Source organism: Hymenobacter fastidiosus (genome assembly GCF_039539565.1).
GTDB lineage: Bacteria > Bacteroidota > Bacteroidia > Cytophagales > Hymenobacteraceae > Hymenobacter > Hymenobacter fastidiosus.
The window spans coordinates 226,592-242,487 of sequence record NZ_BAABDJ010000002.1 but is presented as its reverse complement, the minus strand read 5'-3'; the positions used below and the strand labels follow the sequence as shown (position 1 = coordinate 242,487).

Genomic DNA, 15,896 nt, shown 5'->3' with positions numbered 1-15,896 from the left:
ACATCAGTCAGTAAAGCCAAAAAAAGGCCCCGCGTCCAGATTGGACGCGGGGCCTTTTTATGAGGGTGCGAAAGATCCTTACAGCAGTACTACTCTGCGTACGGCTACTTTTTCGCCTACCTGTACCCGTACCATGTAGGTACCAGCGGCCACGTCGGCGGTGCTTACTTTCACGCTCTGCGTACCAGCGCCTTTCACGCCGGCGGCCAGTACACGTACGGTGCGGCCGGTCAGGTCGGTGAGGGCAATTTGCACGTTCTCAGCGCCACCAACTACCCGGTAAGCTACGGTTGCGGAACCAGCAGCCGGGTTTGGAAACACGCTCATGGCCACCGAAGACTCGTCAGCAGCCTTGGTGCCCAAGGCACCATTGGCACCCAGTGAGAAGCCGATGGTCTGGCTGCCGGGGATGGTAGCGAAGTCTACGTCGTTGGCAGGACCGTTGTCAGCACCACCCAGGTTTGGGCTGGGCAGGCTGGCTGGCAAAGCACCGGTGGACTGCGGGATGAACTCACCCGAAGCATAGCCGCCGTTGCCATTGTTGTACAGGGCAAAAATGCGGAAAGCTGGCGTGCCGGTGGTAACACCGAGGGCGGTGCGGTCAAGCTCAATTTCCCAGCCGAAAGAACCCGCGGCACCGTAGGTAGCGCCGGTAATAGGAGTCGTGTTGCCGGGGTTAGTATCAATCTGACCCGTGGTGGTGTTGCGGTAAGCCATGCGGGCCCCGGCCAAACCAGCGTACGAGCCAGTGGTGGCAGTAGCGGGAATGGTGAAAGCCGTGCCGTTGCCCAGGATAGATACGGGAGCAGTCGTCAGCGACTTGCTCTGCACGCCCGTAGCCGAGGTGTAAATAGCGGCTTCAGCTTTGTAGGGCTGTGGTGCGGCTCCAACTGGGGCACCATCGCCACGCAGGGCCAACGCCAGCTCTACGGCTTGCTCCAGCTTGATGCGGGTGACCTTCTCGAATGAGGTGCCAGCCTCGCCGGCGGGCAGGAACGTACCAGCTGGTACCCCCGAAGTACCCGGCCGGTCAATATAGAGCTGGAACGAGTTGCCAGTGTTTTCTACCGTACCACCCAGGAACATATACACCTTGGTAGGAGTGCTGGCCACATAGAGGCTCAGCAGACCATTGTTGCCGAAAGGCCGGCCGGTGTTCTGATTGCCCGTAAAGTTGTTGCTTTTACCTAACAGCACATAGTTTCCAGCGGTGAGTTCGGCAGCAGTAAGCTGGCCATCAAGCGTAACCTGCGCCTGTGCTTCAAAGGAAGCAGCCGACAGCAGGCCGAGGGTTGCGAGGGTAAAGATTTTTTTCATTGGGTTGAAAATTGAGGAGAATGGAAATGTGAGTTGAATGAGAAAGGTGTTTCAAAACCTGATCCTGCATTAAATACAGGGTAAATATACCAGGCAGCGCCACAAATAAAAGCTATCGGAGTGATTCTTCACTAACTGGCCGCAAAAATTTCTTGCGTAGTTTATTTCGATATTCCAATTCCGGGTTCTTCCGTTGGGGAGGAGCGTCGGCCTGACGGGCCTCCCATAATGAATAATTGCCGTTGAAGCCCTAGCTTGCGGCCCCACGGCACGTAACGGGACATCCCGTACCAGGTCTTCTTTAACTGAAGGAGCTAGCTGGTATTGCCGCTCACCTTCGCACTTTTCAACTCACGTTTCCTTGTTATGGTAATTATTGCCGACGGCGGCTCGACCAAAACCAACTGGTGTCTCATTGATGATGAGGGCACCCGCATTTACTTCAACACCGAAGGCTACAACCCGGATTTTGTGGGCACCCCCGCCATTCTGGCTTCCCTGCGGCAAAACCTGCCCGATACGCTGGCACCGGACCGCATCACGGAAGTACACTACTACGGGGCCGGTATATCGTCGGCGCGGAAAGCGGAAATCGTGGCGGCGGCCATGCGCCAGGTGTTTGCCCAGGCCAAGGTAGTTGTCGACCACGACCTGCTGGCGGCGGCCCGGGCCTTGCTGGGACTGGGCACCGGCTTCGCGGCCATTCTGGGCACCGGCACCAACAGCTGCCTCTATAATGGCAAAGACGTGGCGCTGAGTGTTGACTCCCTCGGCTACTTCCTGGGTGACGAAGGCAGCGGCTCGTTTATCGGCAAGCGGCTGCTGCGCGACTACCTGCGCAACCTGCTGCCCGATGGATTGCAGGAAGCTTTCCGCGAAGCCTATGGTCTGAACCGGGACGAAATCCTGGACCGGCTCTACAATCAGCCCCTGCCCAACCGGTTTCTGGCCAGCTTCGCCAAGTTTGCCTACGACCACAACAACGTGAGCTACTGCCGCGAAATCGTACTCGATGGGTTCGAGACGTTCTTCCAGAACCTCGTCATGCACTATCCCAACTACCAGGACTACTCCTTCAACTGCGTGGGCTCGGTGGGCTACAATTTCCGCGATGCGCTGGCGCAGGTAGCCAAAAGCCACGGCATGGAAGTGGGCAAAATCATCCGCTCCCCCATCGACGACTTAGTAGACTACCACACGGTGCTGACGAAATAAGGCAGCCTATCAGACATAAAAAAAGCGACCCTTGCAGGTCGCTTTTTTTATGTCTGATAGGCTGCCTTTAGTGCTGCACTACCAGACGCAGGGTTTGCTGCTGCTCCCCGGTCGTCAGGCGCAGCAGGTATACGCCGTTGGCAAGGCCGGTGGTAGATACGGGCACGCTGTGCGCCCCTACGGCCTGACGGGACATAACCGGCAGCGTACGCACAGTAGCCCCCAGCATGTTGGTTACCGTGATGGTGACGGGGGCGGGCTTAGCAAGCTGATACGACAGCAGCACCTGGTCGTTGGCGGGGTTCGGGGCCAGCGTCAGCTGCAGAACCGCCGCATCCTGGCCACGCTTGGTGCCCAGCACAAACACCGGCGTGTTGACGCGGCGCGACGTGTACACGAAGTACTGGCCGGGTTGCAGGGTGAGCGGAGCCGTGGTGTTGGTCACGGTGAAGCTTTCCCCCGTCAGGTAGTTGTACCAGGTTCCCGTAGTCTGGAATTCGGGATTCACCGGCTGGGGCGTCACGTCGAAGTTGCCTACTACGGTCACGTTCTGGGTGGCATCGGAGAGGTGAATGGTTTTCACTCTGCCGGCTACGTTCTGGGTGAAGGCGCCCGTTTCAAAAACCGGCTCGTTTGCTTTGAGCGCAATCAGGGCGCGATACACGTCGTAGAGGCGGCGGCGGTTGGGGTCCTGGTAGTAGTTCCACAGCGCCGGCTTGTTGCTCAGCTTGCACTGGTCGTTGCCGTAAGGCGTAGGCACGGTTCCGTCGGGGCACTGGAAAATAGACTTATCGTAGCCCAGCTCCCCAAACTGCCAGATCATCTTCGGGCCGGGCACGGTGAAGAAGAAGGCCGCGGCCAGCTCCTGGCGGGCCAGAGCCGTGTTCAGGTTTTTCACGGAGTAGGAACCGGCGACATTGCCGAACGTCAGATTCTTGTACATCAGGCGGTCCTCGTCGTGGCTTTCCATGTAGCCCACCAGGTTCGGCTGGGTGAAGCCGCGGGTGACGTGGTAGGTGCGGCTGAGGTTGGACTTACCACTCTCGTTGTAGCCCATGGTGCCTTCGTTGTAGGCATCGGTCATTTTGCCCCACAGCATCAGGCCCATAGCCGAAAGCACCCGCTCTTCATCATCGTTGCCCAGGTGCTCCAGTACCGGAATCACGTTGGCATCCACGCTCAGCATGAAGGTGGTGTAGTCCTGCCAGATATCGACGCGCGTCTGGTCGTACTGGCTCCAGGCCCCGGTATTGGTGGTTACCTTTTGGGTGAACCCCTTGCTCAGGTCGAAGCGGTAGCCATCGGCGTTGTATTCCTTCAGCCAGAATTCCATTACGCGCTTGCTGAAGTAGCGGGTGTAGGGGCTTTCGTGGTTGAAGTCGTAGCCCACGTTGAAGGGGTGGGTAGCGGTGCGGTTAAACCAGGGGTTGTTGGTGGCCGGGTTGCCGCCCTCGAAGTACATCTGCACCATCGGGCTTTGGCCAAACGACTGGTTCAGGACCATGTCCAGAATCACGGCAATGCCGCGCTTGTGGGCCTCGTCGATGAAGCGCTTCAGCTCATTTTTAGGGCCGTAATACTTGTCGGGCGCGAAGTAGAACGACGAGTTATACCCCCAGCTTTCGTTGCCTTCGAACTCATTCACCGGCATCAGCTCAATCACGTTCACGCCCAGGCGCTGGATATAGGCCAGCGTATCGGTCAGGGTCTGATAGTCGTGGCGGGCCAGGAAGTCGCGCACCAGCAACTCATACACCACCATGTCGGTGCGCTTGGGCCGCTGGAAGTTGGTGGTCTGAAACGTGTAGACCGGGGCATTGCTTTGCAGCACCGATACGATACCCGTTGTTTTGCCCACCGGATACGGCTTCAGGTTCGGATAAGTGGTTGCCGAAATGAAGCGGTCATTGTTGGGGTCGAGCACTTTCTCCGTGTAAGGGTCGGCAACCCGCAGCTGACCATCCACCAGAAACTGATAGGCATATTCCTGGCCGGGGGTGAGACCGTTGATCTGTACCCACCAGCGGCCGTTGGCGGCGTCGGTTTCGGGCGTGCGGTTCATTAAGGTATTATCGCCCAGCTGCCAGTTGTTGAAGTCGCCGATGGCGTACACGAAATCCTTGTTAGGGGCGGTCAGGCTCAGGATAGCCGAGGTGCCGCCGGCCAGATAGGTAACCCCGTCTTTCCTGGCGCCGGCCGGCAGCGCCGCAACCGTCACCGCCGGGCGGGTTTGCAATTGCAGCTCCGTGAAGGCCGATGTAGTACCGTTGGAGGCCGTCAGGCGCAGCGTGTTGGCGCCCACCCGAGTTACGGTCACATTAGCCGTCAGCGAGGTCGCGTTGGTTTGCTGCGCTACCTGCACGCCGTTGAGCGTGAGGGTGAGCGTAGCCGGAATGGCCGAAGTACCCGTCACGCTGAAAGGGGTGTTCAGGGGCACCAGCTGCGGGCTGCCCGTGGGCACCGGGCTGGTGAACCGGACGTCGAAGATATTCTGGGAGACATCAATGAAAATATCCCCGGCAGGACCCCGGCCGATTTTGGAGCCGTCGGCATTTTTGAAGATCATCCCCAACCGCAGAATCTGCTCGTTGGCCGGCACCGGATAGAACGTGCGGGGCGTGAGCGTGATGCGGTAGAGGTTGGGGTTGGTGGCATCCCGCGTCATCAGGGCAGCAGCGTCAGCCTGGCCAAAATTCGGGCTTTTCACGTGCCGCCACTCCGTGTTGGAGCTGCTCAGATTGGTGACAACTCCGGTCCAGATATAAACGGGGCCGGTGAAATTGGCCAGTTCCCCATTGCCCTGCGTGGCATCGAAGGTGAGCGTGACCTGATCCGTTTCCCGGAAGGTGGCGGGCTGAGTCGTTACAACCTGCGCCCGGGCGGCAGAGGCCCCCGTCAGCAGCGTCAGCAGGACCAACAATAGTCGAAATGTTTTCATTGAATATGGTGGGAAGTGAAGAAATCAGAAACAAGAATATACTACGCAACAAAAAAGAACCATTCCGGCGCTAAAGGCCGAGCTTAAAGGTACGTCACAATCTATCCGACCGCCAAGCCGGCCCCTGCTTTTGTTCGTAGCTTTGACGCCCCGGCGGCCCGAGCTGTCGTTTTCTTCATGACTGCAGCTTCTCCTTTTTTTGTTCCCTCTGGTCAGTGGTTTCTCCTGCTGATAGCAGTGCTGCTGGCGCTGCCATCCGGCAGCCGGGCGCAGACACCCGGCGCACCGCCCCGACTACTAAGCGTGCTGGCTGCTCCGCCAGTCCGGTCAGGCGGGATTGGTTTATCAGCCCGTTCTGAGAACCCTGCTTTCATCCGGCCGGCCGCAGCCCGCCCCTGGCCTTCTGCCCCTTCTGCCCGGCTGCCGGCCCCCGACTCCTCGGGTCTGCACAAGCGGCTGCCTGTTCTGGCCGGCGGGCTGGCCGTGACGTATTCCGGGCTGCTGTACCTGTTAGATCAGGGCTGGTACACCGGGGAGCGAACCAGGTTTCACTGGTTCGATGACTTGGCGGAGTGGAAGCAGCTGGACAAGGCCGGTCACTTCTGGGGCGCTTTCCACGAAAGCCGCGGGGCGGTGGACATGCTGCGCTGGGCCGGCGTGCCCGACCGCCGGGCTATCTGGTACGGCGGCTTCGTGGGCTTTTTGCTGCAAAGCCCCCTGGAGTACTTCGACGGCCGCGACCCGGCCTACGGCGCCTCGGCTACCGATCTGGCCGCTAACTTCCTCGGCTCGGCCGGCCTCATCGCCCAGCAGCTGACCTGGAACGAGGTCCGGCTGATGCCCAAATATTCCTTCCGTACCACCCGTTACGCCAGGCTGCGGCCCAACGTGCTGGGCAAATCCTTGGGCGAGCAGCACCTGAAGGACTACAACGGCCAGACCTACTGGCTCTGCGCCGACGTAGCGGCGTGGCTGAAGCCTGAAAGCCGGTGGCCCAAGTGGCTGCAGCCCGCGGTCGGCTACGGAGCCCAGGAGATGGTCTTCAACGACCCGCAGGCCAACGCCGCCTTGGGTCTGCGCGCTTACCGCCAGTACTACCTCACCCTCGACGTGAACCTGCTGCGCATTCCCACCCGCAGCAAGCTGCTGAAAAGGGTGTTCTACGTGGCCAGCATTTTTCACCTGCCCGCCCCGGCCCTGGAATACAACTCGCGGCAGGGCCTGGTGCTGCACGGACTCTACTATTGACAATTATCAATGAGCAATTATCAATGAGCAATTATCAATGAGCAATGAGCAATTATCAATGAGCAATTATCAATGAGCAGTTGTGCCATTCATCCATTCCTCCTTCATCCGACGGCCGCTGGCGAAGCAGGAAGGCTGACAAGCCGACTTGCTCATTGCTCATTGTTCATTGCTCATTGATAATTGATAGTTGCTCATTGATAATTGCTCATTGATAATTGCCAAAAAGACCCGCGGGGCTGATTCTACGTACCTTGCCCCGCGGGCGGCCCGTCGCGTAGACTCCGTCAGCATTCCAGATTCAACATTCCAAATTTCAGTGATATGAACGTAGGAGACCGGGTCCGCCTGCTCACCGGTCGTGAGGAAGGCATCGTTACGCGTCTGCTCGACAACGACCTCGTAGAGGTGGCCATCGACAATGATTTTACCATTCCAGTGCTGCGCCGCGAAGTGGTGGTGGTAGCCGCCGAGGAACAAAAAGCGTTCGGCCAGAGCGCCAGCGCCATTGCCGCCGAGAAGAAAGCTGCTTCCGCCGGCGCCGCCCGCGCTGCCCGGGCGGCGGGTAACAGTGCGGCCGCCCCGGCCAAAAAGCAGGCTACCGGCCCCCCCGATGCCCCCGCGCCCAAAGCCCCACCGGTGCAGAAAGGGCTGTACCTGGCCCTGACTCACCAGTCGCCGGAGCTGCTGGCCCTGCACCTCGTGAACCACACGGAGCGCGACGTGCTCTTCACCCAGGGGGAGGAAACCGACGGCAAGTACCGCGCCCTCGCGGCCGATAAGCTACCCGCCAAAACCGCCAGCAAAGCGCTGGGCCACTGGCACCTGAAGGACTTCGACAAGTGGCCGGCGCTGGTGTTTCAGCTGCTGCCCCACCAGCTGAACGACCCCACGGCATATGAGCTGCTGACCAAGCGCGTGCAGTTCCGGGCCGCCAGCTTCTACACCAGCCGCCAGGCCAACGTGCCGGTGCTGCAGCGCGAAGCCTACCTGTTCCAGCTCGATGAGAAGCCCGCCGCTCCGGTCGTGGTAGCCCCCGATAAGCTGGCCGAAACCCTGCAGCAGCAGCTCAGCGGCAATGCCCCCGCCAAGCCCGCCGCCCTGGCCCCGCCGCCCGAACCCGCCAAAGCCATTACCGCCCCGTCGCACGAAGTAGACCTGCACCTCGAAGCCCTGCGCCCCGACGCCGCGACCGAGGAGCCGCTAAGCAACACGGCCATTCTGAAGCTCCAGCTCGACGTGTTCGAGGACACCCTGAGCCGCGCCCTGGCCACCAACATGCACGAAATCGTGTTTATCCACGGCTCCGGCTCCGGTACGCTGCGCAAGGAGCTGCACAAGCTGCTGAGCCGCAACAAGGACATCAAGTTCTTCGAGGATGCCCAGAAGGAGAAATTCGGCTACGGCGCCACGCTGGTACGGCTGAAGTAATACCCGTTGACTACCTGGAATCGTCTGTCATCCTGAGCAGCGCGAAGGACCTTATCACAGTAGAACAAGTCGTAATTACGCTTGTCGTTCAGCCGTGATAAGGCCCTTCGCCGGCTCAGGATGACAGACGATTTTGTTGAAACTCCTACAAAGCCATCATGCCCGCCCCTTCTGCTGAGCCGCTTACCATTACCCTGCCCGATTCCCGCCGGCTGGGCCTGACGCGCTACGGCAACCCGGCTCACCCGGCCGTTATTTTTCACCACGGCTATGCTTCCTCCGGCTTATCGGTACCGCCGTGCGCGGAACTGCTGGCGGAGCTGCAGGTACAGGTACTGGCGCCCGACCGGCCCGGGGCGGGACAGTCGGATGTGGATGAGAACCTGACGCTGGCCTCGTTTGCGGCGGATGTGGCGTTGGCAGTGCAGGCGCTGCGGGTACCGGGAAAGCTGGGCGTCACGGGCTGGTCGGCGGGGGCGCTGCACGGCATGGCCCTGGCGGCGTTGTACCCGGCGCGGGTAGCTGCGCTGCACCTGCTCAGCCCGATTCTGCCCTTCGGCGACCCGGCGGCCCACGAGGAATTCACCATCGGCTGGAAGGCCGTACGCTACGCCAACGAGTACCTGCCCGCGCTGGGTAAGCGGGCCTTCGCCGAAATCAGTGAGGAGTGGCACGAGCAGCCCGACGCGTCCATCGACAAGTTTCTCACGCTGATTTTCGGGCCGCCCGAGCAGGTCGTGGGCTTTGAGCCGGCTAACCGCGCCCTGCTGCGCGACGCGGCCGTGCAGGGCTTCACCCACGAGGGCCAGGGCGTGTATTTCGACAGCCGCGCCATCTGCCGGCCACTCTCGTTTTCGCTCTCCGCCATCGAAGCGCCCACCACCATCTGGCAGGGCACGGCCGACACCATCTGGCCCGCCGACAGCCTCCACTACCTGACCGACCGGATTACGCGGGCCCACCTCCGGCTGCTACCCGACGAAGGCCACATGCTGTACCTGAAACACTGGGAAGCCATTCTGCGGCAGCTGCGGGCGGAAATGGGGTAGCGCCCACCTCGGCCTACCTCTGCGCAAACCTCCGCGGACCTCTGCGGGAAATTCCGGCCGCGGTTTCCCGCCGGCCCTGCCCGTTTCCGGCATTGCCGCCAATTCAGAATTTGGGCTACTTTTGAGCTTGCCGTTTCCGTTCCTGCCTATGTTCACGTTGGCCGATCTGCGCGCCGAAGCCACCGCCGCCAGTTTCAGCCGCGGGCAGGCCTACTTTGAAGTAGGAGCCGTGGGCCGCGTCCGGCACCGGGTCGAAGACGACTATTTTTCCGCCTTCGTGCGCGGCTCCATCGACTACTCCGTGGCGCTCACGCTGACGGGCGAAGGCCCCGATTTCTGGTGCGACTGTCCCTACGACCACGAAGGCATCTGCAAGCACTGCGTGGCGCTGGGGCTGGCCGTCCTGAACAAGTTTGGGCCAGAGGCCGCAACCTTTAAATCAGGCGCCAGGTCCCCGAAAAACCCTGAAACCCCACCTCAGATAGCGGGGGCGACCAACCCAGCCGCGCCGGTGGACGCGGTAGTTTCGGCTTCGGAGCTGGAAGCGGCACTGCGCAAGGTGGGCAAGCCCGAGAAGCTGAAGTTTCTGGAGCTGCAGCTGCGCCAAAGCCCGGCCCTGGCCCGCGCCTTCATCACTCACTTCTACGGTCCCGCCCTGCTCCCCGACCCCCTCGATGCCGACCCTACCCTGCCCCAGCTGGAAGCCCTGCGCGACGAGATGCGCCACGCCCTGGGCAGCCTGCGCTTTGGCTACGGCGAGCTGGCCGACGATGATGGAAAAAAGCCCGTCATCATGTTCGGAATCGGGGCCGGGGCAAGCCGGTTTGTGCTGCCGCTGGCCCAGCGCATCGCGCAGGTGCTGGAGCCGGCGCTGCTGCCAGCGGCCCACGCCATAGAGGCGGCACTGGCGGCTGGGCGGCTGGCCGAGGGCCTGCGCCGCTGGCACGGGGCCTGGCTGGGCATCAGCGCCGCCACCCGGCCCGCAACGGATGAGTATTACCTGTTTTCGGATAGGTACTATGCTCCGCAGGTAGCCGAGGTGTGGATGCAGCTGATGGCTGAAACGGGCGTGGAGCGGTGGCTAAGGCAGCAGAATTTCGCGCCGGCGGAAGCGGCCCGCTGCCTGCCCCTGCTGATCCGGCCGGTAGTAGAGGCTCTGTGGCCTTCCCGCCCCGGTCAGCCCCAATGGGCCCCCACGCTGCCCCAGGGCGGTCAGGCGCTGCTGCTGGCGGCGGCCGCCAACCCCAGCCTGGCCCCGGCCCTGCGCGAGGTGCTGCGACCCCACGCGGGTCAGCTGTCGGTGCTGCTGAAAATGGGCCTGGCCGCCGGCTGCCACGACTGGGCCGCCTGGGAGCCGCTGGCCGTGCAGCAGGCCCTGCTCAGCCCCACCGTTGCCCTGAGTCTGCTTCAGTTTTACCTTGACCACGACCGGCGGCCGGACCTGCTGCGGGCGGCCGAGCTCTACCTGCCCCGCTACGCCCAGCTGGTTGGCCCCTTCGTGCTGGCCCAGGTGCGGCCCGCCGAACACCGCGCCCTCTACGTGAAAGCCCTGGCCCAGCGCCTCAATGCCGGGCAGGATTTTGCCGATTTCGAAACGCTGGCCGGCCTCTGGACCGACAAGGAGCGGACCGCCTTCGTGCTGCGGGTGCTGGTACAGATGCCCAATCAGTTCAGCCCCCTGTTTCGGGCGCGGGTGCTGCTGGCCGAAAACCGCGCCGCCGAGCTGCTGCCGCTCGTGCTGGGGTTCAACTGGCACCCACGTCCCCGCAGCTCGGGCTGGTCCATGTATGCCCCCCCGGACCTGACCGACCTGCCCGAAATCCTGGTGCTGGCCGCCCGCCACGACCCGGAGGCCACCCTCGACGCGGTAATGGAGCGCACCGAAGACTACCTCGACGACAAAACGCGCCGCAGCCCGGAGCTGTATCAGCGCATCGGCAGCTGGTTGAAAATGCTGTATGAGCTACCCGCTCTCACCGATCAGGTGCTGCTGTTTGCCGAAGGCCTCTACACCAAGCACAACAAGCTCAGCTGTTTGCGCGAGGCGCTGCGCGAAGCCCAGGTGCTGCCCGAGCCGGAAGCGCTGCCCAGGCCGCCGGTGCGGGCCGGCGCGGCGCGCCGCGCCCCCAAGCCCCGGAACCCCTTTGGAAAGTAAGCCGGCCGGTTTTCGGACGCTCGCGCTCCGCGGACCTCCGCGAAACTTCTGCGGACCTCTGCGGGAACCGCCGCTGTTTGTTCGGGGCTGAATACGGTGCCACCCTCGTTACTTTGCAGAAATATTCTACCCCTTATGAACCTGAAGCTCCTCGTCGTGCTGCTCCTGCTCAGCGCCCCGGCTATTGCCCAGCAAACCTTACCCGTGCCGCTCAACCTGCAGGCCACCTACGCCAAAGGCACCCGGAGCGAAACCGGCCAGCCCGGTCCGAAATACTGGCAGAACACGGCTGATTACGATATCAAGGTCAGCTTCGACCCGGCCACGCGCCTGGTGAAGGGCACCGTGGACATCACCTACCTCAACAACAGCCCCGATTCGCTGCGGCAGATCTGGTTTAAGCTCTACCCCAACTACTACCAGAAGGGCGGTGCCCGGGCATCGTCCATCAAGCCCGAGGACGTGAGTGAGGGCGTCAAAATCGAGCAGCTCAGCATCAACGGCGTGGCTTCCGACGTGGATAAGTTGCGCATCGACGGCACGAATATGCCGGTGAGTCTGCGCCGGGCGCTGGGGCCGCGGCAGGTGGCGAAAGTGACGGTGGCCTACTCCTATATCCTCAACAAAGGCTCCCACATGCGCACCGGGGAGGTGGAGGAAAATGCCGACTTCGTGGCCTATTTCTTCCCCCGCATCACCGTCTACGACGACATCGACGGCTGGAACACGTTTGCCTACAACGGCAGCCAGGAGTTCTACAACGACTTCGGCAACTTCAAGGCCGCCATTACCGTGCCCCGCAACTTCGTGGTCTGGGCCACCGGCGACCTGCTGAATGCGGATCAGGTGCTGACCAAAAAGTACGCCCAGCGCCTGCGCGACGCTGAGCAAAAGAACGGCTACACCACCATCATCGGCCCCGCCGACCTGGCCCGCCAGGACATTACGGCCGCCAACGCCCGGAATACCTGGCGGTTTGAGGCCAAAAACGTAACCGACTTCGTGTTTGCCACCACCGACCACTACGTGTGGCAGGCCACCAGCCTGGTCGTGGACCCCGCTACCAAACGGCGCACCCGCGTCGATGCCGTGTACAACCCCAAGCACAAGGACTTTGAGGAAGTAACGAAGTTCGGGCGGCAGACGGTGGAGGCCATGAGCTACACGTTTCCGAAGTGGCCCTTCCCCTACGCCCACGAAACCGTGTTCGACGGCCTCGACCAGATGGAATACCCGATGATGGTGAACGACAACCCGCTCGATAAGCGCGAGGACGTCATCACCCTCACCGACCACGAGATATTCCACACCATGTTCCCGTTCTATATGGGCACCAACGAAACCAAGTACGGCTGGATGGACGAAGGCTGGGCCACTATCGGCGAGTGGATCATCTCCCCGCTCATCGAGCCCAAGATGGTGGACGACTACGGCGTGGAGCCCTACGCCTGCGCCGCGGCCACCGAGGTCGACGTGCCCATCACCACGCTCAGCACCCAGCAAAGCGGCACGGCGTTCTTTCTCAACTCCTACCCCAAGCCCGCCCTGGGCTACCTCTACGTGAAGGATATGCTCGGCGACGAGCTGTTCACCAAGGCCCTGCACACCTACATCCGCAACTGGAACGGCAAGCACCCGATGCCCTACGACTTCTTCAACAGCATAAACGCCGGGGCCGGCCAGAACCTGAACTGGTTCTGGCAGCGCTGGTTTTTCGACGGCGGCTACCCCGACCTGGCCATCCAGAGCGTCACGCCCGAAGGAGTTACAGTAGCCGCCAAAGGCTCCAAGCCCGTGCCGGTGGATTTACTGATAACTTTCGCCGACAACACCACCCAGAAAATCCACCGCTCGGTAGCCGTCTGGCAGGCCGGCAACACCACCGTAACGGTGCCCGTGGAGGGCGGCAAAGCGGTGAAGAAAGTAGTCTTGGGCAGCACCTACGTGCCGGATAATAACAAGGTGGATAACGTGTGGGAGGGGAAGTAGGATAAAGTGGAACCGTCAAGCCCCAACGGGGCGTTGCAAGCCCCGCCATTCGAGAGAATTAAAACTATTAATTGTTATATTTGAATTATTAGTTGAATTTAACGCCCCAGCAAAATGCCTCAGTACGTAATCGAGCGGGAAATTCCCGGTGCCGGAAACCTGACTCCCGAGCAGCTAAAAGCCATTTCCCAAACCTCTTGCGGGGTGCTGGACAAGATGGGCCCCGAAATTCAGTGGGACCACAGCTACGTGACCACCGACAAAATTTACTGCGTGTACAACGCCCAAAACGAGGAAATGGTCCGCGAGCACGCCCGGCAAGGCGGCTTTCCGGCCAACTCGGTTTCCAAAGTATCTACCGTCATCAGTCCGGCCACGGCAGAATTGGCCACGGCGTAGCCCCGAATGCAGTCGTACTAAGTTTATCCCCCTACCTTTACCCCGTGATGAGTCGCTCCACCGCGGCGCCGGGGCTTTAAGCCGGCGACGAGGAAAGTCCGGGCAACGCAGCGCACCCTGCTTCCTAACGGGAAGGACTGGCGCAAGCCAGGACAGCCAGTGCCACAGAAAATAACCGCCGGGTATCGGTTACCAGTTGCGGGTTGCCAGTTGCCAGTTCGTTCTTCGGAATACTGGTAACTGGTAACTGGCAACCGGCAACTGAAACCAGGTAAGGGTGAAAAGGTGCGGTAAGAGCGCACCAGCGGCTGGGTGACCAGTCCGGCTGGGTAAACCTCAGGGGTTGAAAGACCAAATAAGCGGATACGTCCGGGGGCAACCCCGGGCACCGGGCGGCTCGTCCGGCATCCGTGGGTAGGTTGATGGAGCCTTTCCGCGAGGACTGGCCTAGATAAATGGTGGAGACGCGGCCCTTCGGGGCGGCGTACAAAACCCGGCTTACAGACTCATCATGCGTCTTTCGCAGCCGCCGCAGCTTTCGTAGTTGCGGCGGCTGTTTGAGTTTTTAACAGACCGTCATTCCGAGCGCAGCCGAGGAATCTCGCGTGCTGATATTGGATTACTAATCATACGTCAGCACGCGAGATTCCTCGGCTGCGCTCGGAATGACGGTCTGTTACTAACTGCGGACGGAGGCACATCCTTTGTCCGGGCGTTTTCGTTACTTCGCCATCCCCATTCTGACTTTCCCGCACCCATGCCCCGCATTCTCATAATTGACGACGAACGAGCCATCCGCAACACGCTGAAGGAAATCCTGGAGTACGAAAGCTACACCGTCGACCAGGCCGAGGACGGCCCCACGGGCCTCGACCTGATGATCAGGAACAAGTACGACGTGGTGCTCTGCGACATCAAGATGCCCAAGATGGACGGCCTCGAAGTGCTGGAGCGGGCCCAGCTGGCCTCCCCCGATTCGGCCTTCATTATGGTGTCGGCCCACGGCAACATCGAAACCGCCGTAGATGCCACCAAAAAAGGGGCCTTCGACTTCATTCAGAAGCCGCCGGATCTGAACCGCCTGCTGGTGACCGTGCGCAACGCCCTGGACCGCACCAAGCTGGTAACGGAAACCAAGACGCTGAAGAAGAAGATTGCCAAAAGCTCGGAGATGATTGGCACCTCGCCGGAGCTCGAAGCCGTGCGCAAGGCTATTACCAAGGTGGCTCCTACCGATGCCCGGGTGCTTATCACCGGCCCCAACGGCGCCGGCAAGGAAATGGTGGCCCGCCAGCTGCACGAGCTCAGCAACCGCAACAACGGCCCGATGGTAGAAGTGAACTGCGCCGCCATCCCCTCCGAGCTGATTGAGTCGGAGCTGTTCGGGCACGAGAAGGGCTCGTTCACCTCCGCCGTGAAGCAGCGCATCGGCAAGTTTGAGCAGGCCGATGGCGGCACGCTCTTCCTCGACGAAATCGGCGATATGAGCCTCTCGGCCCAGGCCAAAGTGCTGCGGGCCCTGCAGGAAAGCAAGATCACCCGCGTGGGCGGCGAAAAGGAAATCACGGTGAACGTACGCGTAATTGCTGCCACCAACAAGGATCTGCAGCAGGAAATAGCCGAGCGCAACTTCCGCGAAGATCTGTACCACCGCCTCTCCGTCATTCTGATCAAAGTCCCGGCCCTGAACGACCGCCGCGACGACATCCCCGACCTCGTGCAGCGCTTCCTGCAGGACATTGCCCGCGACTACGGCGACAAGCCCAAGAACATCGACGCCAAAGCCCTGGACTACCTCAAGAGCCTGGACTGGCGCGGCAACATCCGGGAGCTGCGCAACGTGGTCGAGCGCCTCATCATCATGAGCGAAGACACCATTACGGAGCCGGATGCCAGGACGTACGCCGGCAAGTAGACCCACCCCAACCCCTCCCCTGCGGGAGAGGGGCTTATTTTACTATTGCAACGTCAGCTAACCGCGTAAGGCAAACGGGGCCGACGCTTATGCTTGACTAGTTCGCAAAATCGGCTCGCCCGCGAGGACGTCACTGCTCGTTCACTCTATCCCGCTATCAACCATTGGGTACTAATCTAAGCCCCTCTCCCACAGGGCTAGGGTGTACACACAAGTCTGCAAGCAATTGATTGTCAGAGA

At 61.2% G+C, this 15,896-nt stretch carries 10 protein-coding genes and 1 other RNA gene; 9 read left to right on the top strand and 2 right to left on the bottom strand.

Annotated features, from left to right (window positions below):
- Window positions 1–78: 78 nt before the first annotated feature.
- Entirely contained in the window at window positions 79–1,317 is a 1,239-nt protein-coding gene (locus tag ABD833_RS01795) for a T9SS type A sorting domain-containing protein (RefSeq protein WP_345070574.1), read from the bottom strand.
- 366 nt (window positions 1,318–1,683) lie between these two features.
- Here ABD833_RS01795 and ABD833_RS01790 point away from each other — a divergent pair, with 366 nt between their 5' ends.
- Entirely contained in the window at window positions 1,684–2,532 is an 849-nt protein-coding gene (locus ABD833_RS01790; RefSeq protein WP_345070573.1) for an N-acetylglucosamine kinase, read from the top strand.
- A gap of 67 nt (window positions 2,533–2,599) precedes the next feature.
- On the opposite strand, the gene ABD833_RS01785 is transcribed toward ABD833_RS01790, so the two are convergent.
- Window positions 2,600–5,470 carry a DUF4961 domain-containing protein gene (locus ABD833_RS01785; RefSeq protein ID WP_345070572.1) on the bottom strand — a complete coding sequence of 957 codons (2,871 nt, stop codon included), beginning with the start codon at window positions 5,468–5,470 and terminating at the stop codon, window positions 2,600–2,602.
- Window positions 5,471–5,647: 177 nt separating this feature from the next.
- On the opposite strand from ABD833_RS01785, the gene ABD833_RS01780 reads away from it, so the two are divergent.
- The 8 genes from ABD833_RS01780 to ABD833_RS01745 all read left to right on the top strand — a co-directional run bounded on the left by ABD833_RS01780 (window position 5,648) and on the right by ABD833_RS01745 (window position 15,656).
- The gene (locus tag ABD833_RS01780; protein ID WP_345070571.1) at window positions 5,648–6,718 is read left to right on the top strand and encodes a YfiM family lipoprotein; all 1,071 of its coding nucleotides are present in this window, start codon (window positions 5,648–5,650) and stop codon (window positions 6,716–6,718) included.
- A 324-nt stretch (window positions 6,719–7,042) separates the two neighbouring features.
- Window positions 7,043–8,149 (top strand): Smr/MutS family protein, encoded by a 1,107-nt coding sequence (locus ABD833_RS01775; RefSeq protein WP_345070570.1) that lies wholly within the window; start codon window positions 7,043–7,045, stop codon window positions 8,147–8,149.
- A 158-nt stretch (window positions 8,150–8,307) separates the two neighbouring features.
- Window positions 8,308–9,198, top strand: a complete 891-nt coding sequence (locus tag ABD833_RS01770; protein WP_345070569.1) for an alpha/beta hydrolase — start codon at window positions 8,308–8,310, stop codon at window positions 9,196–9,198.
- A 148-nt stretch (window positions 9,199–9,346) separates the two neighbouring features.
- A complete protein-coding gene (locus ABD833_RS01765; RefSeq protein ID WP_345070567.1) occupies window positions 9,347–11,353 on the top strand; it encodes an SWIM zinc finger family protein in 2,007 nt (668 codons plus the stop codon).
- A 135-nt stretch (window positions 11,354–11,488) separates the two neighbouring features.
- Window positions 11,489–13,342, top strand: coding sequence for a M1 family metallopeptidase (locus ABD833_RS01760; protein WP_345070565.1), 1,854 nt, complete (start codon window positions 11,489–11,491; stop codon window positions 13,340–13,342).
- 114 nt (window positions 13,343–13,456) lie between these two features.
- Window positions 13,457–13,741: a DUF4242 domain-containing protein gene (locus ABD833_RS01755; protein ID WP_345070563.1), complete on the top strand. Its 285-nt coding sequence runs from the start codon at window positions 13,457–13,459 to the stop codon at window positions 13,739–13,741.
- A gap of 44 nt (window positions 13,742–13,785) precedes the next feature.
- Window positions 13,786–14,258: RNase P RNA component class A (rnpB, locus tag ABD833_RS01750), an RNA gene on the top strand.
- A gap of 240 nt (window positions 14,259–14,498) precedes the next feature.
- Window positions 14,499–15,656, top strand: coding sequence for a sigma-54-dependent transcriptional regulator (locus ABD833_RS01745; protein ID WP_345070562.1), 1,158 nt, complete (start codon window positions 14,499–14,501; stop codon window positions 15,654–15,656).
- Window positions 15,657–15,896: the final 240 nt, after the last annotated feature.

Coding starts and splice junctions, on each gene's coding strand:
- ABD833_RS01755 (WP_345070563.1), top strand. CDS start 13,457: ATGCCTCAGTACGTAATCGAGCGGGAAATTCCCGGTGCCGGAAACCTG.
- ABD833_RS01780 (WP_345070571.1), top strand. CDS start 5,648: ATGACTGCAGCTTCTCCTTTTTTTGTTCCCTCTGGTCAGTGGTTTCTC.
- ABD833_RS01745 (WP_345070562.1), top strand. CDS start 14,499: ATGCCCCGCATTCTCATAATTGACGACGAACGAGCCATCCGCAACACG.
- ABD833_RS01785 (WP_345070572.1), bottom strand. CDS start 5,470: ATGAAAACATTTCGACTATTGTTGGTCCTGCTGACGCTGCTGACGGGG.
- ABD833_RS01795 (WP_345070574.1), bottom strand. CDS start 1,317: ATGAAAAAAATCTTTACCCTCGCAACCCTCGGCCTGCTGTCGGCTGCT.
- ABD833_RS01760 (WP_345070565.1), top strand. CDS start 11,489: ATGAACCTGAAGCTCCTCGTCGTGCTGCTCCTGCTCAGCGCCCCGGCT.
- ABD833_RS01790 (WP_345070573.1), top strand. CDS start 1,684: ATGGTAATTATTGCCGACGGCGGCTCGACCAAAACCAACTGGTGTCTC.
- ABD833_RS01775 (WP_345070570.1), top strand. CDS start 7,043: ATGAACGTAGGAGACCGGGTCCGCCTGCTCACCGGTCGTGAGGAAGGC.
- ABD833_RS01770 (WP_345070569.1), top strand. CDS start 8,308: ATGCCCGCCCCTTCTGCTGAGCCGCTTACCATTACCCTGCCCGATTCC.
- ABD833_RS01765 (WP_345070567.1), top strand. CDS start 9,347: ATGTTCACGTTGGCCGATCTGCGCGCCGAAGCCACCGCCGCCAGTTTC.